This is a genomic window from Achromobacter sp. UBA2119, assembly GCF_002331005.1.
Classification (GTDB): Bacteria; Pseudomonadota; Gammaproteobacteria; order Burkholderiales; family Burkholderiaceae_B; genus Achromobacter; species Achromobacter animicus.
The window spans coordinates 140,583-160,569 of record NZ_DCYD01000019.1 but is presented as its reverse complement, the minus strand read 5'-3'; the positions used below and the strand labels follow the sequence as shown (position 1 = coordinate 160,569).

Genomic DNA, 19,987 nt, shown 5'->3' with positions numbered 1-19,987 from the left:
GGATCTGGATGCCGATTGACCCGCATCAAATGGCCGAAAACCGTCGTGAATTTGCGCAATGCGGCGATCGGTCGCACCCGGCGCCTGCGGCCGGCCCGGCTGGATCAGAAGCCGATGCTCACGCCGAGCAGGGAAATCGCCACCGCGACCGCGGCCGTGCCGGCGGCCGGCCGCGGGGCCCATGACAGCAGCCCGAACCACAACAGCGCGCCCGCCGACAGCCAGCCCAGCCAGACCACCATGCCCAGCATGTCGCCCCACAGGCCCACGCAGGGAAGGATGGCCAGCCCCATCAACAGGACCCCGGCGCCGCGCAGGACGCGCGTGTGGCCGGCGTGCGGATTGCGCGTCCAGACCTGGTGATAGTGACGGGGGGTGGCGAGCGCCAGGCAAGCCATGCCGGCGTAGGTCAGCAGCAAGGCCATCGCGATGGCGCAGAGGTCGTTCATGGTCATGCGGCTGCTTTGTTGCGCGGGTCGCTGTGCCTGCCGGGTGGCGCGACGCCCTTGCGCTGTTGTGGGTAATGCCCCCGATTCTACGGGAATCGGCGCGGCGTCCGGCTTTGGAGCGCTTTGTATTTTCTGCACAGCTTCCGGGCCGCCACTGCTCGGACGGCGGCAATCGCCTGCCCGGATCGGCGGACGCAGCCTCGGGAACGCGAATTGCTGTGTTCGCGCCTCCATCGGAAGCGATCGCCCGCCGTGCGCATCGTTGATGACCTACGACAAGGAGCCCAACCATGAAACGCAAAGCCGGAAACGCCCGCCAGATCAAGGAGCTGCTCTACCAGGCGCTGGAAACCGAGATCGGCGGCCTTGCCATTTACGAGACTGCGGTCAGCTGTGCCATCAATGAAGACCTGAAGAAAGAATGGCTGGGCTATCTGGAAGAAACCCGCACCCATCGCCGTGTGTTGTTGACGGTGTTCGAACAACTGAAGCTGGACCCGCAGGCCAAGTCGCCGGGCCGCGACGTGGTGCGTCACCTGGGCGAATCGCTGGTTCGGGCGATGAAGATGGCCATCAACGCCGGCGACCCGGCCGCCGCTCAGCTGGTGGCGACCGAATGCGTGGTGCTGGCCGAGACCAAGGACCACGCCAACTGGTCGCTGATCGGGCTGATTGCCGAGCAGCAATCGGGCGAAGAAGCCAAGATCCTGAAGCAGGCCTATGACGCCGTGGCAACCGATGAGGACCATCACCTGTATCACACGCAAGGCTGGTCGCGCGAGCTGTGGATCGAGTCGCTGGGCTTCCCGGCCGTGCTGCCGCCGCCCGAAGAGGTGAAGAAAGTGGAAACCGCCATTGGTGCGTCCCGTGCCGAGCAGGCGCGCGAAACGATGCTGACCCATTAAGGAGAAAGAATCATGCCAAGCAAGAAGCCAGCAAAGGGCGGCGCGCTCGACACCGCCTACATGAATACCGATAGCGGTCCGGCCACCGGACCCGCCGGCAAGCCGACCCACCCCGCGCTCCAGCGCGCGGCTGCCGTGGGCGCCACGACAGGCGCCATCCCCCACAACGCCAACAAGGAAGCAGAGTACGGCGAGCAGGCCGCGCGCTGTCCTTACGCCGGCGCACACGTGGGCACGGTGGATCCGGCCGTGGGCGCAAGCTCGTTGTCCGAGAAGGAAGTCTCGGACAAGACGGGCGACGCCGCCACGCCGGGCGTGAACCAGAACGACGGTACGTTGCCGCGCGTGCGCGCGGACGGCGGTGGCCAGGCCCTGACCACCAACCAGGGCGTGCGCATCAGCGACAACCAGCATTCGCTGAAAGCCGGGCTGCGCGGGCCGGCGCTGCTCAAGGACTTCATCCTGCGTGAAAAGATCACGCATTTCGACCATGAGCGCATCCCCGAGCGCATCGTGCACGCGCGCGGCTCGGCTGCCCACGGCTACTTCGAGTGCTACAAGCCGCTGACGGACCTGACCGCTGCGTCGCTGTTTGCCGAGGCCGGTAAGCGGACCCCGGTCTTCGTGCGCTTTTCGACCGTGGCTGGCGAGCGCGGGTCCAAGGACACGGCGCGCGACGTGCGCGGCTTTGCCGTGAAGTTCTACACGGACGAGGGCAACTGGGACCTGGTCGGCAACAACATGCCGGTGTTCTTCATCCAGGACGCAATGAAGTTCCCGGACCTGGTTCACGCGGTCAAGCCCGAACCGCACCATGGCATGCCGCAGGCGGCGTCCGCGCACGATACCTTCTGGGACTTCGTGTCGCTCATGCCCGAATCCACGCACATGCTGATGTGGGCGATGTCGGACCGTGCGATTCCGCGCAGCTACCGGATGATGCAGGGCTTTGGCGTGCACACGTTCCGCTTCGTCAACGCGCAGGGCGAATCGCGGCTGGTGAAATTCCACTGGAATCCGATCCTGGGCACGCATTCGCAGGTGTGGAACGAAGCGGTCAAGGTGTCGGGCGCGGATCCGGACTATCACCGCCGCGACCTGTGGGAAGCGATCGACGCGGGCCACGGCCCCGAATGGGAACTGGGCGTGCAGGTCTTTACCGAAGATCAGGCCGAAGGCTTCAGCTTCGACGTGCTGGATGCCACCAAGATCGTGCCCGAGGAACTGGTCCCGGTCGTGCCGATTGGCCGCATGGTGCTGGACCGCAACCCCGACAACTTCTTTGCCGAGACCGAGCAGGTGGCGTTTTGCGCCGCGCACGTGGTGCCCGGCGTGGACTTCACGAATGACCCTCTGCTGGCTGGCCGCATCCATTCCTACGTCGACACGCAGATCTCGCGCCTGGGCGGCCCGAACTTCCACGAGATTCCCATCAACGCGCCGCTGGCGCCGGTGCACAATAACCAGCGCGACGGCATGCATCGTCAGGCCATCCATCGCGGCCGGGTGGCCTATGAGCCCAATTCGCTGGCCGGCGGCTGCCCGTTCCAGGCGGGCATGGACGGCTTCGTGTCGTTCCCGGAGCCGGTGACGAGCGATGAGTTGCGCGGGCATCCCGAAAAGTTTGCCGAGCACTACAACCAGGCCACGCTGTTCTACGACAGCCAGACCGCCTGGGAGCGCAAGCACATCGTCGATGCCTTCGCGTTCGAGCTCAGCAAGGTGACCGTGCCGCAGATCCGCCAGCGCATGGTGGCGTCCCTGCGCAACGTGTCCGACGAGTTGGCCCAAGGGGTGGCCGATCAGCTGGGCATGGCGCTGCCGGACCCGTTGCCGCGCGCCATAAAGAACCCGCCCAAGCCCGAAGTGCAGGTGTCGCCATCGCTGTCTCTGACCGCGCGGCCGGGCGACGGCAGCGTAGCTACGCGCAAGGTCGCCATCCTGGCGGCTGAAGGCGTGGATGGCAAAACCGTATCCGCGGTGGCCGACGCGCTGATTCAGGCGGGTGCCGTCGTGCGGCTGGTGAGTCAGCGCATCGGTCCCGTCCACACCGCCGACGGCGGCGCGTTTGATGCGGATGCGTCGCTGGACAACCATCCGTCCGGCGTGTTCGACGGGGCGGTGGTAGCGGGCGGCGCCGATGCCGCGGCGCTCCTGGCTGCCGACGGTCGGGCGCTGGAGTTCCTGCGCGACGCCTACCGGCACGGCAAGACGCTGATGGGTATCGGCGACGGCGTGCAGGTGTACGCGGCCGCGGGCATCGATCCGGATCCGAACGACGGCGGTCTGCTGCTGGGCGGGGAAGATCCGCAGGCGTTCATCGCGGCACTGGGCAAACACCGCCATCCGGAGCGGGAGACGACGCCACCGAAGGTATGAGGGACGCGCCCGCACGGGTAAGAACGGATCATTGACACGTGCGGGGCGGCTGCGAATACTGAGCCGGCAGGTCGGGCGCGCGCAATCGGCGCGCGTCCTTCTTAACCGGGGAGGCCGTATGAATCGCGCGTCCGTGTTGCCTGTGAAGTTCCTTGGCTGGCTCTGCGCCAGCCTTTTGGCTTTTTCCGCCCTGGTCAGCGTCTCACCATCCGCGCGGGCCGCGTCGGCGGCGGAGATCGGCGCCGACGCGATGGCGGCGCTGGAGCAGCTTTACTCCCAGGATCCACGCATGCGTGAACTGGGCAAGCAGGCTGTCGCGGTGCTGGTGTTTCCCGACATCATCAAGGGCGGCTTCCTGGTCGGCGGCGAGCGCGGCTCCGGCGCGTTGATCCGCCGCGGCCAGGTCGAAGGGTTTTATTCGATATCTGCACTGTCTTTCGGGTTCCAGGCCGGCGCCCAGCAGTTTTCGTACGCGCTGTTCTTCATGAATGAGCCGGCGCTGGCGTACCTGGATCAGAGCGACGGGTGGAGTCTGGGGGCGGGGCCCAGCCTGGTCGTGGTGGATCAGGGCTACGCCGCCAGCATCTCGACCACCACCTTGACGCAAGACGTGTACGCGGTGCCGTTTGGCGAGCAGGGCCTGATGGCGGGGATGGGTCTGCAAGGATCGAAGATCAGTCGCATGGATCCGAACTGAGTCATTTGCAGAAATGGGGGCGGGACCCCGGTTGGCGTCCCGCCAGCCGTCATTCCAGCGTTATGCCGGCACGCTGGGCGATGGCGCTGAAAGTGGCGATTTCTATCGCAATCTGCTCACGGAAAGCCTGACCTGGCAGGAAGACCGGATTCAGTGACAGTTCCGACACGCGCTTGCGCACCTGAGTGTCCTGCATGATTTCCGCCATTACCCGGTTCAAGGTGTGCATGACCGGAGTCGGTGTGTTCGCCGGCGCGACCAATCCGTACCAGCCGACGAACGACACCTCCGGCATGCCCGCTTCGGCGAAGGTCGGCACGTCCGGCAATTGCGGCATGCGTTGCTCGCCGGTGACGGCCAGTGCGCGGATCTTGCCGGCGCGCACGTGGGCGGCGGACGCCGACACCGTATCGACGGCCAGCGCGATCTCGCCGCCGATCAGCGCGGTCATGAGCTGCGCGCTGCCCTTGTAAGGCACTGGCGTCATCTTGGCGCCGGCAGCCTGCGCGAACATCTCGCCGGTGAGGTGGGGGGCGGACCCGGAGCCGAACGTACCGTACATCAGTCCGCCTTTGGCGCTTTCCTGTCGTGCGAGCTCAGCCGCCTGTTGTGGTGTCGCTGCGGGCAGCGCATTTTGCGCCAGCAGCACGACGGGCGCCATGGCGACGATGCCGATGTGCTCGAAGCTGCGCACGGGGTCGTAGGGCAGCGACGGTTTGAGTGCGGGCAGGACGCTGTACGTGGTGCTGCCGGACAGCATGAGCGTGTAGCCGTCGGGCGCTGCGCGGGCGACGGCCTCGGCGCCGATAAGCGTGGAGGCGCCGGGGCGGTTCTCGACGATGACGGGCTGACCCAGCTTGCCCGTCAACTTGGTTGCGAGCAGGCGCGCCACCGCGTCGGTGGCGCCGCCCGGCGTGAACGGGACGACGATCTTGATGGCCTGTTCCGGATACGCGGCGTGGGCGTTCGCGGCGGCAAGTGTCAACGCCAACAGGGCGGTGCGAAGTCTGGCGGTCATGATGGGGCTCGGTCGGATCAGGCGTAGGTGGACGATTGGGAGCAGGCTTGTTCGAGCAAGTCGGCGCCCTGGGTGCCGAGGTCCCAGAAAAGGCCGGCCATGATGGCTAGGCCTTCCCGGGCGACGCTGCCCAGCAGGTGTTCATTGGGCGCGTGCTGCGCGCAAGCGGGGTAGGAGTGCGGCACCCACAGGGTGGGAAGGCCAAGTTGGTCGGCAAAAATGTCGTTGGGCAGCGAGCCGCCCAGGTTGGGCAAGAGGGCCGGCCGTTTGCCGGTGGTGCGCTCCAGCGAGGCGGCGGCCCAGCGCACCCACGGGGTGTCGGGCGACAGGCGCGTCGCGCCCGCCTGCATGCCGACACGAACCTCAACGTCGTCGAAACCGCCCTGATGCAGGTGTTCGACCACGTGTTCCTGCAGGGCACGCCAGTCGGTGCCGACCACGAAGCGCAACTGGCACCAGGCCGACGCTTCCGGAGGAATGGCGTTCACGGGCTTGGCGGGGTCTCCGGCGCCGAATGTCAGGACGTCGAGACTGTTCCAGCCAAATACCTTTTCCGGCGAGGTCAAGCCGGGTTCGCCCCACCAGTCGTTGATGTCCGGATCGTCGTCGCCACCACCAACTTCCAGGTCTGCCAGCGCCAAGGCGACCGCAGCGGGGATTGGCGGGGGGCGCAACCCGGGCACGGCGATGCGGCCGTTCGCGTCCACCAGCGAACTGATCGCATGTGTCAGCCGGATGGCCGGGTTGGAAAGCAGTCCGCCCCAGTTGCCGGAATGGTAGCCGCGTTCCCGAGCCCGTACCTTGAGTTCGAAATTGACCGCGCCGCGCGAGCCCATGAACAGCGTAGGCCGCGCGGCGTTCAGGCGCGGCCCGTCGCTGGCGATGAAGACGTCGGCGGCCAGAAGATTGCGGTGCGTCTTGCAGAACGCGGCCAGGCCGGGCGAGCCCGCTTCTTCGCCGGTTTCGATGAGCCAGATCGTATTGAACCCCAGCACGCCGCCGCGGACGGCGATGACGCGCGACAGCGCTTCAAGGTTGATGGAGTGTTGGCCCTTGTTGTCGGCCGTGCCGCGCCCGTACCAGCGGTCGCCTTCGACCTGCAGGCGCCAGGGGTCCCGGCCGGCGTCCCATTTGGCGGCGTTGCCTCGCACCACGTCGCCATGACCGTACATGAGGACGGTCGGCAACTCGGCCGCTTCGATGCGGCGTGCGACCAGGATCGGCAGGTCCACCCCGGCAGGGTTGCGATGCACTTCACAGGAAAAGCCCAGTGCCGACAGGCGCGGGACCAGTTCGATCGACAGGTAGGCATGCTGCGCCGGGCCCTGGGTGGAGACTTCGCTTTCGGTGGTGTACGCGATGCGGCGCGCGAGGGTGTCCTGAAGGACGCCGCTGTCATACGCTTCTGTCGCGTGGAGAATGGCTTGTTCGCGGGTCATGGCGGTTCTCGGGGCAGTACGGAAAAACAAAAGTATTACGGTTCTATGCGTGCCACAATTAGATATTTCGCACCTTTGCGTTGCCATAAAGGCATCTCATCCAGGAGCCATCCATGATCTCCCTCGGTCTCAGATATTTCCTGGAAGTCGCGCGCTGCGGTTCGATCGCAGGCGCGGCGGCCAGTCTGCATGTGGCAGCATCCGCCGTCAGCCGGCAGATCGCCAAACTGGAAGACAGCCTGGGCATCGTGCTGTTCGAACGCCAGGCGCGCGGCATGGCGCTCAGCGAGGCCGGGCTTCAGCTCGCGGCATACGCCCGGGCGGCCGCGCTGGAGGCCGAACGCGTCACCAAGGAGATCCGGCGGCGCAGCGCGCTAGGCGACGTCACGATCCGGCTGGCCTGTAGCGAGGGATTCGCGCACCGATTCCTGCCGCTATGCATGGCCGACTTCAAGCAGGTCCGGCCCGAGACGCGTTTTCATCTCCAGGTGGACCGGCCGGAGGAGGTGATTCGACGGATTCTCGAGGGAATGTCGCAGATCGCGCTGCACTACACGGTGGCGCAGGACGATCGCCTGAAGACCGAACTGCTGACGCGCGCGCCGGTTTACGCGGTGATGTGCCGGCAGCATCCGCTTGCCGCGCGCCGCGCGATCAGCCTGCGTGACCTGGCCGACGTGCCGGTATCGGTTGGCGATAAGGGCACCACCGTGCGGCAGCTTTTCGATACCGCCTGCGCCAATGCCGGCTTGCATATCGAGCCGGCCTACGTGTCCAACAATTCGGCGGCCTTCCTGCCCATGCTGCCGGGAAGCCGGATCGTGGCGCTGACGGGTTACCTGACCTTGATGGGGGATCCGCAGGGCACCGCGCTGGCCGCAGTGCCGTTCAGCAACCCGGAAATGCGCCAGCGCAGCATCCAGGCCGTGACGCTGCAAGGGCGCACCCTGCCGCCGCTGGCCAAGGAGTTTCTGGAATTCATGGCGGCGCGGCTCACTGCGGCGCCGCGCGCGCCGGATCTGGACAAGGGCGGCGCGTGACGGCTGATGACTAGACCGACCGCACGAACAGGGCGCGCAGCTTGTTCCAGAAATCGCCGCCCAACACGAAGAAGCTGGCCACCAGCATGACGTCGCCCAGCAGTTGCGCCTGCCACAGCCGCGGCCGGAAACCGGGCCAGATCTGGTCGACATAGGGTTCCAGCATCGACGTCAGTAGCGGCAGGATGAACATCACCATGCCGATGGCGTGGCGCACGGGGCCGACCTTCTGCACGGGCGCCAGTTTCTTCGCGTGACCGCCGATGATGGCCTTGAGTTGCTGGAATCCCTCTTTGCCCATGACGGCGATGCAGGTGATGAGCAACACCTTGTTGGCGATGAAGATGGCGCCGGTCAGTGCCGCGATGCGCGATCCGGGGATGTCCATCGCGGCGCCGATGGGAATCAGGAACCAGAGCGCGAAGGCCAGGATGAAAATTCCGATTCCGCACTTGAAGCGCCAGCCCATTGCCGGCGCGGGTTGGGTTGGCAGGTCTTGGACACTCATGGCGGTCTCCTTGCAAGGGGTGGAATATGAAACGGGGGAGTTCAAGGCATGTGAATCAAGTTCCGGAAATACGGCGGCGTGAGGAAAATACGCCCGGCTTGCGGGGCGCACGCGGCCGGGGTTCGAGCAACTGCAGCATCAGGCAGGCATACAGGGTGACGGCGATGAACAGCCCCATGCGCACGGCGAAGGCGGTATAGACGTCCTTGCCCGCCACGCTGTCCTGCACCGACTGGCCGAGCAGGATGATGAGCGTGATCAGGGTGTTCAGCCAGAAGCTGGGCGGATGCGGCGTGGGGCTCAGCCGGTACAGCTTTCTGGCCATCACCAGCCCGAACAGCAGCATCCACAGGAAATACATCCACAGGCTGGGAAAGGGCCGCAGGGCGATCCAGAACCCCACCGCAAGCACGCCGGCCAGCAGCGTCGATCCCAGGATCTCGCGCGCCGCGCCATGCGCCGCCGTGACGCAGCTTTGGCGGCCTAGGCTGACCGCCTTCAGGATGATGGGCATGTAGCCCAGCGGATCGGTCATCGCCAGCAGAAAGGCCGGCAGCACGACCAGCGCCGCGCGCAGGGCCATGCGGCTTGCCTCGGCGGCCGGCAAAACAGGCGGGGGCGGTGGCGCCGGCAGGCCAGGCGGTTCGGGAAACAGCGCGTGGCAGACGCCCAGCACCAGGGCGGCCAGCAGCAGCGCTTTGACCAGGGCCTCGATCACCGTCACCGCCAGGCCGAAGTCCAGTGTGCCTGCCGCAGAAATCATGGTCAGGCCGATGATCAGGAACGTCGACACCAGATTGTTGCCGCCGCGCAGCCCGTGGCGAAACGCCAGGAACAGGCACAGGCCGACGATCAGCACCCCGCCGGCCGGGTAGTAGCGAAGCAGCGGAATCAGCAACAGCCCGCTGCCCGTGGTGAACATCGCCACCAGCGCCAGGGCCAGGCCGGCTTTCAACGACAGCGGCCGGTTCATCTGCGCCAGCAGGAATACCCCGAGCACCGGCGCAATCATCGGGATCGGCATGTCCAGCCCGAAGCTGATCGCCAGGCACAGCGCCGTCCCCACGCCCAGGCGCAGGGCGCGCTGGCCGCGCGGGTCGCGCGGGGGGGAGATGGCGTCAGTAGGCATAGGAAAGCCAGCTCATCAGCCGCAGGTACAGGCGGCCAAGGGGGTTGAGCGGATTGCCGGGGTTGGGAAACGCCATCACTTCGGCCTGGCCGCCCACCCGGATGCCGCGCAGGGAGGGAAGCTGTCCGGGATCGAGGTCGATGGCGACCGGAAAGCGTTGGGCGGGGCGCAGCCAGTCGCGGCTGTTCTGAACCGTGGGAAGGCTGCCGGGCTGCGTGGGCGTGCCGACGTTGACGCCATAGCCCACGCTGCGCACGCGGCCCTCGAACACTTGCCCGGGCAGCGCATCCAGGATGATGGCGACCGGCGTGCCGGGGTCGACGTGCCCCAGGTTGTTCTCGGTCATTTCCGCGTTGATCCACACGTCGTGGATGGCGATCAGCGTCATCACGGGCTTTCCCGCCGCGGCGAATTGGCCGGCGTCGGTCCGCAGGTCGGTGACCAGGCCCGCGGCGGGGGCGCGCACCTGCGTGTTGGCCAGGTCCAGTTCGGCCTTTGCGACCGCGGCGGCGGCGCTGCGCAGCTTGGCGTTGTCTTCCTCGCTGCCCCCTTCTTGTTCGCGCGCTCGCTGCACCTCGGCACGCGCGGCCGCCACCTGGCTGACCGCCTGGGCCAGATTCGCCCGCGCGATCTCCAGCCGGCGCAGCGATATCGTGCCCTGGTCGTCGCGGTACAGGCGCTCGAGCCGGGTGCTGTCCTGGCGCGCGCGGACTTCATTGGCTTGCGCCGCGCGCAGGGACGCCTGCGCCGCATCGATGCCGGCGGTGCTGGCGCCAATCTGCCGGCGTGTGGCGTCCAGATCGGCCCGGGCGCGGTCGAGCGCAATCCGGTAATGCTCCGGGTCGATGTCGAACAGCACGGCGCCCGACTTCACGTCCTGGTTGTTGCGCACATGTACCTGCGTCACCCGGCCCGCCACTTCGGACGCCACGGGCACCACAAAGGCCTCCACCCGCGCCTGCTGCGTGTACGGCGTGTAGCGGTCCGCCAACAGATACCAGACCAGGCTGATGACGATGACGACGAGGACCCAGCGGACCCCCTTTTTGGCGGGATCCGCGGGGGGCGGCGGGGCGGCCGGCGGGGCGGGCGGTGGCGGCGGCGGCTCGGACGGCGCGGGGCGTGCCGGCGTATCGCGGGGCGGCGAGCCAGGGCTCGCCGCGGGCGCAGCGCTGGCCGTCGGGGGCGCGGGCCTGGGACTAGTCATCGGATCGCCTCGTGGTCTTGGGAAGCGCCGGCGCGGGCCGCCCGGCCTCGGACAGCAGGTCGCCCCAATTGGTGCGCCGCTGCATCTGTTCTTGCGTGGCCGGATCGATGACCGGCTGGTCGCTGTACCAGCCGCCGCCCACTGCCTTGTACAGGGCGATCAGGTCGCGCACGGCATTGCCCCGGTTCACCAGATAGGTGTCCTGCTGCGTTGCCAGCGCGCGCTGCGCATCCAGCACCCGCTGAAAGTCGGAATAGCCCTCGCGGTAGAGCGCCGTGGCCAGCGTCAACGAGCGCTTGGCCGCCAGCGCCGAGTCGTAGAGGATCCCGTCGCGTTCCAGCGCCTTGACCAGTCCCGTGGCGGCGTCGTCGGCCTCGCGCGCGGCCTGGCGCACGGCGTCCTGGTAGATGACGATGAGCTGCTGCAGCCGCGCGTCCTGCAGGCGCACCGTGTTGGTGATCCGGCCGTGGTCGAACACGTTCCAGGTCAGGCTGGGGCCGGCAAGCAGGGCTGCGCCGCCGGACGTGCCGGCCAGCGACGTGGCGGTCCAGGCGATGCTGCCCAGCAGCGTCAACGAAGGGTAAAGATCCGCCTTGGCCACGCCCACCTGCGCGGACTGCGCCGCGATCCGCAGCTCGGCGGCACGGATGTCCGGTCGCCGCAGCAGCAGGTTGGCCGGCACGTCCTGCAGCACCGCCCGGTCGATCAGCGGAATCACGGCCTCGCGCGTCGCCAGGTCGGGCAGCTCCGGCATCGGGCCCGGCGGCTTGCCGACCAGCACCGCCAGCGCGTTGCGGGTGCGCGCGATCTGGCTTTCGAACTCCGGAATGGTGCTGAGCGTGCCAAGGTATTGCGTGCGCGCCTGCTGCAGGTCCAGTTCGTCGGTCTCGCCGCTCTTGAAAAGGCGCTCGGTGATCTCGTAGCTGCGCTTCTGGATGGCCGCATTGTCGCGGGCGATGCGCAGCCGGGCTTCGGCCGTGCGCAGCGCGTAATAGCTTTCGGCGACCTGCGCGTGCAGCAGCACCAGCACGTCTTCGCGGTTGGCCTCGGCCGCGAAGTAGGCGGCATCCGCGGATTCGATGGCGCGGCTGAAACGGCCCCAGAAGTCCAGTTCCCAGCCGATGCTGAACCCCGCGCTGTATTGCCAGAAGCTGCTGGGCCGCGGATTGCCTTCCGAGGAGCGCGATGACCGATGCTGATAGAGCGCGTCCGCGCCGACGACCTGCGATTGCGGATACAGACCGCTGCGGGCAATGCCAAGCTGGGCGCGCGCTTCCATGATCTGCAGACCGGCCACCTGTACGCCGGGATTGTGCGCATCGGCCTGGGCGATCAGGGATTCAAGAACGGGGTCGTCAAAGATACGCCACCACTGCCGGGCGTCCGGCTGCGAGGCTTCCACGGTGGCTTGTTGCAGCGCCGGCGTGTCCCATTGGCTAGACCAGTCGACACGCTGGGGCTCGAAGTCGGGTCCCACTTGCACGCAACCGGCCAGGCACAGCACGCCGGTCAGCAGCAGTCGATTCAAACAAGTCATCGGCCACATTGGGCACCAGGTCTGTCAGAGGCTAAACTGCGAGTCCCCGGTGACGGCCCGATGGTGCCCGCACCGCGAACGCCGGAAAGCTCGGCAGCGACAACGTGTTGTGTGGTCGCGCCGGCATCGCGGGCAGCAGTCGCGTTCTCGGCGGCGCGAAAAAGCGCCGGACCGGATCGGGCGGTCTGCGTCAGCGTGCCAACCGATTCTATTGAGCTTTTTATTTTCCGGCTAGCGGGAAGATACGGAGGGCGGCCCGGCAGGCCGCCACGGTCAGGCGGTGCGGCGGCGCCAGCCCAGGCGGCGCAGCCGCTCCAGCGCCAGATACACGATCGGCGTCGTATACAGCGTCAGGAACTGGCTGATCATCAACCCGCCGACAATGGCGACACCCAGCGGGCGGCGCAATTCCGACCCTTCGCCCATTCCAAGCACCAAGGGCAGGGCGCCCAGAAGACCTGCGAGGTTGGTCATGACGATGGGCCGCAGGCGCAGCATGGCGGCGCGGTGGATGGCCTGCTCGGGCGTCAGGTTCTCGCGCCGCTCCAGACTCAGGGCGAAGTCGATCATGAGGATGGCGTTTTTCATGACGATGCCCACCAGCAGGAACAGCCCCAGCAGCGCAATCAGCGTGAACTCGATGCCGGCCAGCCGCAACGCCAGCAGCGCCCCGACGCCGGCCGATGGCAGCGTGGACAGGATGGTCAGCGGATGCAGCGCGCTTTCGTACAGGATGCCCAGCACCAGGTAGATGGCGACCAGGACCCCCAGGATCAGCCAGGGCTGGTCCTGCAGGCTCTGTTGGAAGTTGCGCGCATCGCCGCCCAGGCGGGTCTGGATGTAAGACGGCACCATCAGCTTGGCCGTCGCCGCGTCAATGGCGGCCAACCCCTGTTCCAGCGACACGCCCGGCGCCAGCGAGAAGCCGACCCACACCGCGGCAAACAGGCCATCGTGAAAGACCCGGTCGTTGACCAGCCCGTTATCGTAGGTGGCAAATGCGGTCAGCGGAACGCGGTTGCCATCGGCAGCCACGACGTGCACCTGTTCCAGGACTTCCGGGTCTTCGGTGTAGCGCGGGTCCAGTTCCAGCACGACGCGGTACTGGTTCATCGCGTCGTACAGCGTCGCGACCTGCCGCTGGCTGAATGAATTGCTCAGCACGCTGCTGATGGTGTCCATGTCGACGCCCAGCCGCTGCGCCGCGCTGCGGTCGATGTCGATCACGACCTGCTGCGTCGCGCCGTCGCCTTGCGCGTCGACCTCGCGCAGCTCGGGGATCTCCTGCATCGCCTTGGAGATCTTGCGTGACCATTCCCGCAGCGCCGGCACGTCGCTGGCCATGATGGCCAGTTCGTGGTCGCCGGAATTGCCGAAACCGCCTGGCATGCGCAGGTCCTGGTCCACGTTCAGGAAGAACATGCCGCCCGGCACCGCCGGCGCGTTCGTGCGCATCCAGTTGATGACCTCGGTGGACGACGCCTCGCGTTCGGCGGCGGGTTTCAAGCGGATGAGGAACAGAGAATTGCTGATGCCCAGGCCGCCGCCGTTGTAGCCGATGACGTCGTCGACGGCCGGATGCTTGAGGACAAGTTGCCGGTACTGGTCGATCTTGGGCTGCATGACCTGAAACGAGAACCCGTCGTCGCCGCGCACGAAGCCCATGAGCTGGCCGGTGTCCTGCACCGGCAAAAATCCCTTGGGCGCCTGGACATACAGGTAGACGTTCAGCCCGACGACGCCTGCCAGCAGCAGCAACGTCAGGCGCGCGTGGCCAAGCACGCGCGCCAGCGACACGCCATACCAGTCGTGGATGCGGGCAAACACCGCCTGCATCCGCGAGGGCTTGGCCGCAACATGGCTGACGGGCCGCAGCCAGCGCGCGCACAGTGCCGGAATGATGGCCACCGACACGACCAGCGAGATGACGGTGGCGGCCACCAGGGTGATCGAAAATTCGCGGAACAGCCGCTCCACCAGACCGCCCATGAACAGGATCGACACGAACACGACGCTCAGCGCCACGGTCATGGCCACCAGGGTAAAGCCCACCTCGCGCACGCCGCGCAGCGCGGCCTTGACCGGCGTGAGACCGCGCTCCAGATGGCGCGAGATGTTTTCCAGCACGACGATGGCGTCGTCCACCACCAGCCCGGCGGCCACGATCAGCGCCATGAGCGACAGGTTGTTCAGCGAAAAGCCCCACGCGTACATGACGGCAAAGGTGGCGATCAGGCAGACCGGAATCGCCACGCTGGGGATCGCGGCGGCACGCGCATTGCCCAGAAACAGCCCCACCACCAGGATGACCAGCCCGGCGGCCAGCGCCAGGGTGATATGCGCTTCGCGCAGCGTCGCCTTGATGCCCGGCGAGCGGTCCAGTGCGACGGTCAGGTCCACGTCGGCGGGCATCAACTGGCGCAGGCCCGGAAGGGCCTGGTTGATGGCGTCGATGGTTTCGATGATGTTAGAGCCCGGCTGCCGGCTGATGGTCAACACCACCGCCGGATTGCGGTTGTGAAAGCCGCTGCTGTAGCGGTTTTCGACCGAATCGCTGACGCGCGCCACCTGCGACAGCCGGATCACGGCGCCATCCTGGTAGCGCACGATGAGACTCTCGTAGTCCTGCGCGCGGCGCGGCTGCTCGGGGGTGCCGACCTCCCAGCGCTGGCCGGCCGAATCGAGCTGCCCTTGCGGGCCCATCGGAGCGGCGTTCGAAATTGCCTCGCGCACGTCGTCCAGCGCCACGCCGTAGTGCGCCAGCGCGTTGGGATTGACCTGGACCCGCACGGCCGGCAGTGAACTGCCGCCCATCGTCACCTCGCCCACGCCGCTGATCTGCGAAAGCTTCTGCGCCAGCACGGTTGAACCCAGGTCGTAGAGCTGACCAGCGGGCCGCGTGGCGGAACTGAGCGCCAGCGCCATGATGGGCGCCTGCGACGGATTGACCTTGCGATAGCTGGGATTGCCCGGCATGCCGGCGGGCAGTTCGGCGCGTGCGGCGTTGATGGCGGCCTGCACGTTGCGGGCGGCCTCGTCGATGTTGCGATCCAGTTCAAACTGGAGCTGCACGCGGGTCGAACCCTGGTTGCTGGACGAGCTCATCGAGCTGACGCCCGCAATGCTGCCCAGCGCCCGTTCCAGCGGCGCGGCGACTGTGCTGGCCATGCTTTCGGGGCTGGCGCCGGGCAGATCGGCGCGCACTTCGATGGTCGGAAAATCCACCTGCGGCAACGGCGCCACCGGCAGCAGGCGCCACGCCACCGCGCCCAGCAGCGTCAGCGCCAGCGCCAGAAAAATGCAGGCGACCGGCCGGTGCAGCAACGCCCGGATCATTTCACCGGGCCTTCGGCGTTGGGCGCCGGTGCGGCATCAGCGCGGCGGTGGCCCAGCCGGTGAAAGAACAGGTACACGGCCGGCGTGGTGAACAGGGTCAGCACCTGGCTGACCAGCAGCCCGCCAACCATGACCCAGCCCAGCGGCTGGCGCAGCTCGGCGCCCGAGCCGGTCGCCAGCATCAACGGCAGCGCGCCAAACAGTGCGGCCAGCGTCGTCATCAGGATGGGGCGCAGGCGCAGCAGCGCAGCCTCGCGGATGGCGGCTTGCGGGTCAAGGCCGCGCGTGCGCTCAGCCTCCAGCGCAAAGTCGACCATCATGATGCCGTTCTTCTTGACCAGCCCGATCAGCAGAATGATGCCGATCACGGCAATCAGGTCCAGCGGCCGGCCGGTGATCAGCAGCGCAAGCAGCGCGCCGACCGTGGCCGAGGGCAGGGTGGACAGGATGGTGACCGGGTGGATGGCGCTTTCGTACAGCATGCCCAGCACGAGGTACATGGTCACCACCGCGGCCAGCATCAGCCACAACGTGTTGGACAGCGACGCCTCGAACGCCGACGCCGCGCCTTGCAGCCGCAGCTCGACGCTTTCGGGCATGCCGATTTCCTGCTTGGCCGCTTCGATGGCAGCGATGGCTTCGCCCAGCGAACCGCCCGGCGGCAGGTTGAAAGACAGATTCACCGCGGGGAACTGCGACAGGTGATTCACCGCCAGCGGTGCGGCGCGTTCACTGACCGTGGCCAGTGCGGACAGCGGAATGGCCTGCCCGTTTTCCGTCTGCAGATGGACGCGTTCCAACGCCTCGGGGCTGGTCGCCATAGTCCGGTCCACCTCCAGCACCACGCGGTACTGGTTGGATTGCGTGAACAGCGTGGCGACCTGACGCTGACCGAATGCGTTGTACAGGGCCTGCGCCACGTCGTCCATCGTGACGCCCAAGCGCGCAGCGGCGTCGCGCGAGACCTCCAGATAGGCTTGACGTCCCCCGCCTTGCAAATCGGAAGACACGTCGGCAAGCTGGGGCGCCTGCGCCAGCCGCTGCATCAGCGCGGTGGTCCAGCGCGTCAGCAGGGCGCCGTCGGGCGAAGTCAGGCTGAACTGATATTGGCCGCGGCTGACGCGGTCTTCGATGTTCAGTTCCTGCACAGGTTGCAGGTAAAGCGAGATGCCGTTCACCTCGCGCGCCCGCGCGTCCAGCCGCGCCATGATGTCCGCCAGCGGCGCGCTGCGTTCGTTCCAGGGCTTCAGGTTGATCAGCAGACGCCCCGTGTTCAGCGTGGCGTTCATGCCGTCGATGCCGATGAAGGACGACAGGGTCGCGACGTCGGGATCGGCCAGCAGGCTTTCCGCCACGGCCTGCTGACGACGCGACATGGCGTCAAACGACGTGCTCTGCGCGGATTGGGTCACGCCTTGCAAAACGCCGCCGTCCTGCGCTGGAAAGAAGCCCTTGGGCACCGCCAGATACAGCAGGCCGGTCAGCACCAAGGTGGCCACCATCGCCAGCAGCGTCAGCCGCTGGTGGCGCAGGGTCACGTCCAGCCAGCCGGCGTAGCGTACTTGCAGGCGGTCCAGCAACCCGGGGCGCGACGGCTCGTGCGCCGGCAGCAGGCGCGCGCACATCATGGGCGTAAGCGTCAGCGAAACCGCCAGCGAGATCAGGATGGCGACGGCCAACGTAATGGCGAACTCACGGAACAACCGGCCCACCACGTCTTCCATGAACAGCAGCGGGATCAGCACCGCGATCAGCGACAGCGTCAGCGACACCAGCGTGAAGCCGATCTGCCCCGCGCCCTTGAGCGCGGCCGCCATCGGGCTGTGGCCTTGTTCGCGGTAGCGCGCAATGTTCTCCAGCATGACGATGGCGTCGTCCACCACGAAACCTGCGCCTATGGTCAGCGCCATCAGCGTCAGGTTGTTGGTGGAGAAACCGGCCAGGTACATGAAGCCGAACGTGCCGATCAGCGACAGCGGGACGGCCAAGCTGGGGATCAGCGTAGCGGGCAGGTTGCGCAGGAACAGAAAGGTCACCAGGACGACCAGCCCCACGGCGAAGGCCAGCTCCCATTGCACGCCGCGCACCGAAGCGCGGATGCTCTCCGTCCGATCGGTCAGGATGCGCACCTGCACGGCGGCGGGCAGGCTGGCCGTCAGTTGCGGCAGCAACGCCTTGACCTGGTCCGCCACCGCAATGACGTTGGCGCCCGGCTGGCGCTGGATATTCACCAGCACCGCGGGTTGCTTGTCCACCCATGCGGCCAGATAGCGGTCTTCGGCGCCGTCTTCGACCGTCGCGATCTGACCCAGCCGCACCGGCGCGCCATTCTTCCAGGCGACGATCAGGTCGCGGTATTCCTCGGCGCTCTGCAATTGATCATTGGCGTCCATGATGACGGACCGCACGGGGCCATCAAAGCTGCCTTTAGGCTGATTGGAGTTGGCCCTGGCAATCGCCTCTTGCACGTCCGACAACTGCAGGCCGCGCGCGGCCAGCGCCATCGGGTTGACCTGCACGCGCACGGCGGGGCGCTGCCCGCCCGCCAGGCTGACCATGCCCACGCCCGACAGCTGCGACAGCCGCTGCGTCATCCGCGTATCCACCAGATCGTAGACCTTGGGCAGCGGCAGCGAATCCGACGTGACGGCCAGCGTCAGGATCGGCACGTCCGCGGGGTTGACCTTGCGGTAGACGGGCGGGGTGGGCAGATCGTTCGGCAGAAGCGAATCGCTGGCGCTGATGGCTGCCTGCACCTCCTGTTCGGCCACGCCCAGCGGCACGTCCAGCGCAAACTGCAGCGTGATGACCGAGATGCCGCTGCCGCTGGTGGACGACATCTGCTTTAAGCCCGGTATCTGCCCGAAGCGCCGCTCCAGCGGTGCGGTGACCGCGCGCGCCGTCACGTTGGGACTGGCGCCCGGATACTGCGTGGTGACCTGGATGATGGGATAGTCGACCTGCGGCAATGCGGCCACGGGCAGCAGGCGCCACGCCAGGATGCCCGACAACAGCAGGGCGATCATCAGGAACGATGTGGCGACCGGGCGCAGGATGAAGGGGCGTGACAGGCTCATGCGGGCTCCTTGTCCTGATCATGCTGCTCCACGATCTGCACATCGCGTCCGTCATGCAGCCGGTCCACGCCCTCAACCACGACGCGCTCGTCCTCGGCCAGGCCCGCCAGCACGACGATGCGACCCGCGTTGGCCGGACCCAGTTCCAGCACGCGGCGGGTGACGCGATTGTCGTCGCCGATGACGAAGACGAACGATCCTTCAGAACCGAACTGCACGGCGGCGGTGGGTATGGTCACGACATCGTCCTGCTGCACGACGGCCAGCCGGATGTTCACGAACTGGTTGGGAAACAACGACTCGTCGGCATTGTCGAAGCGCGCGCGCAGCCGCACCGTGCCGCTGGCCGCCTGGATGCGGTTGTCCAGCGCCTCGAGCGTGCCTTCAGCCAAGATGCGGCGCTCGTCGGGGTCCCAGGCCTGCACGGGCAGCACGGGCGTTTTGGCCTGCGCCTGACGCAGAATGTCCAGGCGGGTCTCCGAGATGCTGAACAGGGCCGACGTGGGCGCCATCTGCACCAGCGTGGTCAGCCCGTCTGCGTCTGTCGTGCGCACGTGGTTGCCGGCATCCACGCGCCGCAAGCCCACGCGGCCGGCGTGCGGCGCCACGATGCGCGTAAGACTGAGCAGGCGGCGGGCGTCGGCGACCTGCGCCTGGTTCTTCTGGCGCTGCGCGGTGTACATCCGCACCTGCGCCTCGGCAGTATCGAGCTGCTGCCCGGCCACGGCCTCCTGCCGCGCCAGCTTGCGATAACGGCGCAGGTCCGCTTCGGCGTTGTCCAGCAGCGCTTGCGTTTGCGCCAGCTCGCCTTCGGCGGACGCCAGCGCAGCCTGGAAGGGGCGCGGGTCTATTTCGGCAAGCAACTGACCCTGCGAGACGGCCTGGCCTTCGGTGTAGTGCAGCCTCACCAACTGGCCATCGACCTGGCTGCGCACGGTCACCTGAGCCAGCGGCGTGATGGTGCCCAACGCATGCAGGTCCCGCTGCAGCGGGCCAGTGCGCGCGGCGGCGACGCTCACTGCGACGGGAAGCTTCCCGTAGTTGGGGGGAGGAGGGGCGGCCGGGCCTTTATTGCCCGCCAGCCAGACCGCGGCACCGATCAGCAGGGCCAGCGCCAAGGCTGCCGCGATCAGGATCAGGCGTTTGCGTGAGGGGGTGGGGCCCGCAAGGAAGCGCAGGGACATCAGGGCTGCCAGGCAAGGGATAGCGGACAGCCGAGATTCTATATTAATAATAATGATTAGCGTTATTGACGCTGATTTTCAA

14 protein-coding genes are annotated in these 19,987 nt (G+C 67.1%); 4 read left to right on the top strand and 10 right to left on the bottom strand.

All coding sequences use genetic code 11. The features are described 5' to 3' along the window. Positions 1-104 precede the first annotated feature (104 nt). Positions 105-455, bottom strand: coding sequence for a DUF3325 domain-containing protein (locus tag B3098_RS24235; protein ID WP_414631311.1), 351 nt, complete (start codon positions 453-455; stop codon positions 105-107). 284 nt (positions 456-739) lie between these two features. Between B3098_RS24235 and B3098_RS24230 the strand changes: the two genes are divergently transcribed. The 3 genes from B3098_RS24230 to B3098_RS24220 all read left to right on the top strand — a co-directional run bounded on the left by B3098_RS24230 (position 740) and on the right by B3098_RS24220 (position 4,430). Continuing rightward, complete coding sequence (locus tag B3098_RS24230) at positions 740-1,354, top strand: hypothetical protein (RefSeq protein WP_175136306.1); 615 nt, start codon at positions 740-742, stop codon at positions 1,352-1,354. Between the two features lie 12 nt (positions 1,355-1,366). Next, a complete protein-coding gene (locus B3098_RS24225; RefSeq protein ID WP_286899515.1) occupies positions 1,367-3,733 on the top strand; it encodes a catalase in 2,367 nt (788 codons plus the stop codon). A 118-nt stretch (positions 3,734-3,851) separates the two neighbouring features. Beyond that, positions 3,852-4,430, top strand: a complete 579-nt coding sequence (locus B3098_RS24220; protein ID WP_286899514.1) for a lipid-binding SYLF domain-containing protein — start codon at positions 3,852-3,854, stop codon at positions 4,428-4,430. Between the two features lie 49 nt (positions 4,431-4,479). On the opposite strand, the gene B3098_RS24215 is transcribed toward B3098_RS24220, so the two are convergent. Both B3098_RS24215 and B3098_RS24210 read right to left on the bottom strand, forming a co-directional pair. After that, positions 4,480-5,448: a Bug family tripartite tricarboxylate transporter substrate binding protein gene (locus B3098_RS24215; protein WP_286899511.1), complete on the bottom strand. Its 969-nt coding sequence runs from the start codon at positions 5,446-5,448 to the stop codon at positions 4,480-4,482. Positions 5,449-5,465: 17 nt separating this feature from the next. Continuing rightward, entirely contained in the window at positions 5,466-6,887 is a 1,422-nt protein-coding gene (locus B3098_RS24210; RefSeq protein WP_175121284.1) for a M20 family metallopeptidase, read from the bottom strand. 113 nt (positions 6,888-7,000) lie between these two features. Here B3098_RS24210 and B3098_RS24205 point away from each other — a divergent pair, with 113 nt between their 5' ends. After that, on the top strand, positions 7,001-7,927 hold the full coding sequence (locus tag B3098_RS24205) for a LysR family transcriptional regulator (RefSeq protein ID WP_175136309.1): 927 nt from the start codon (positions 7,001-7,003) through the stop codon (positions 7,925-7,927). Positions 7,928-7,937: 10 nt separating this feature from the next. On the opposite strand, the gene B3098_RS24200 is transcribed toward B3098_RS24205, so the two are convergent. From B3098_RS24200 to B3098_RS24170, 7 genes are all read right to left on the bottom strand, one after another. Further along, positions 7,938-8,435, bottom strand: coding sequence for a transporter suffix domain-containing protein (locus tag B3098_RS24200; RefSeq protein WP_175136310.1), 498 nt, complete (start codon positions 8,433-8,435; stop codon positions 7,938-7,940). Between the two features lie 55 nt (positions 8,436-8,490). Continuing rightward, positions 8,491-9,564, bottom strand: coding sequence for a DUF2955 domain-containing protein (locus tag B3098_RS24195; protein WP_286899508.1), 1,074 nt, complete (start codon positions 9,562-9,564; stop codon positions 8,491-8,493). Continuing rightward, positions 9,554-10,771, bottom strand: coding sequence for an HlyD family secretion protein (locus tag B3098_RS24190; RefSeq protein ID WP_414631310.1), 1,218 nt, complete (start codon positions 10,769-10,771; stop codon positions 9,554-9,556). Before B3098_RS24190 ends, B3098_RS24195 begins: the two co-directional genes overlap by 11 nt. Beyond that, positions 10,764-12,317 carry an efflux transporter outer membrane subunit gene (locus B3098_RS24185; RefSeq protein ID WP_286899507.1) on the bottom strand — a complete coding sequence of 518 codons (1,554 nt, stop codon included), beginning with the start codon at positions 12,315-12,317 and terminating at the stop codon, positions 10,764-10,766. Before B3098_RS24185 ends, B3098_RS24190 begins: the two co-directional genes overlap by 8 nt. Before the next feature lie 264 nt (positions 12,318-12,581). Beyond that, positions 12,582-15,644, bottom strand: a complete 3,063-nt coding sequence (locus B3098_RS24180; protein WP_286899505.1) for an efflux RND transporter permease subunit — start codon at positions 15,642-15,644, stop codon at positions 12,582-12,584. Continuing rightward, complete coding sequence (locus B3098_RS24175; RefSeq protein WP_286899503.1) at positions 15,641-18,721, bottom strand: multidrug efflux RND transporter permease subunit; 3,081 nt, start codon at positions 18,719-18,721, stop codon at positions 15,641-15,643. Before B3098_RS24175 ends, B3098_RS24180 begins: the two co-directional genes overlap by 4 nt. Next, a complete protein-coding gene (locus B3098_RS24170) occupies positions 18,718-19,905 on the bottom strand; it encodes an efflux RND transporter periplasmic adaptor subunit (protein ID WP_286899502.1) in 1,188 nt (395 codons plus the stop codon). Before B3098_RS24170 ends, B3098_RS24175 begins: the two co-directional genes overlap by 4 nt. Positions 19,906-19,987 lie beyond the last annotated feature (82 nt).

Excerpts from the sequence above, each read along its gene's own strand:
- B3098_RS24190 (WP_414631310.1), bottom strand. The coding sequence starts at position 10,771 with ATGACTAGTCCCAGGCCCGCGCCCCCGACGGCCAGCGCTGCGCCCGCG.
- B3098_RS24210 (WP_175121284.1), bottom strand. The coding sequence starts at position 6,887 with ATGACCCGCGAACAAGCCATTCTCCACGCGACAGAAGCGTATGACAGC.
- B3098_RS24180 (WP_286899505.1), bottom strand. The coding sequence starts at position 15,644 with ATGATCCGGGCGTTGCTGCACCGGCCGGTCGCCTGCATTTTTCTGGCG.
- B3098_RS24235 (WP_414631311.1), bottom strand. The coding sequence starts at position 455 with ATGACCATGAACGACCTCTGCGCCATCGCGATGGCCTTGCTGCTGACC.
- B3098_RS24200 (WP_175136310.1), bottom strand. The coding sequence starts at position 8,435 with ATGAGTGTCCAAGACCTGCCAACCCAACCCGCGCCGGCAATGGGCTGG.
- B3098_RS24195 (WP_286899508.1), bottom strand. The coding sequence starts at position 9,564 with ATGCCTACTGACGCCATCTCCCCCCCGCGCGACCCGCGCGGCCAGCGC.
- B3098_RS24170 (WP_286899502.1), bottom strand. The coding sequence starts at position 19,905 with ATGTCCCTGCGCTTCCTTGCGGGCCCCACCCCCTCACGCAAACGCCTG.
- B3098_RS24220 (WP_286899514.1), top strand. The coding sequence starts at position 3,852 with ATGAATCGCGCGTCCGTGTTGCCTGTGAAGTTCCTTGGCTGGCTCTGC.
- B3098_RS24225 (WP_286899515.1), top strand. The coding sequence starts at position 1,367 with ATGCCAAGCAAGAAGCCAGCAAAGGGCGGCGCGCTCGACACCGCCTAC.
- B3098_RS24185 (WP_286899507.1), bottom strand. The coding sequence starts at position 12,317 with ATGTGGCCGATGACTTGTTTGAATCGACTGCTGCTGACCGGCGTGCTG.
- B3098_RS24230 (WP_175136306.1), top strand. The coding sequence starts at position 740 with ATGAAACGCAAAGCCGGAAACGCCCGCCAGATCAAGGAGCTGCTCTAC.
- B3098_RS24175 (WP_286899503.1), bottom strand. The coding sequence starts at position 18,721 with ATGAGCCTGTCACGCCCCTTCATCCTGCGCCCGGTCGCCACATCGTTC.
- B3098_RS24215 (WP_286899511.1), bottom strand. The coding sequence starts at position 5,448 with ATGACCGCCAGACTTCGCACCGCCCTGTTGGCGTTGACACTTGCCGCC.
- B3098_RS24205 (WP_175136309.1), top strand. The coding sequence starts at position 7,001 with ATGATCTCCCTCGGTCTCAGATATTTCCTGGAAGTCGCGCGCTGCGGT.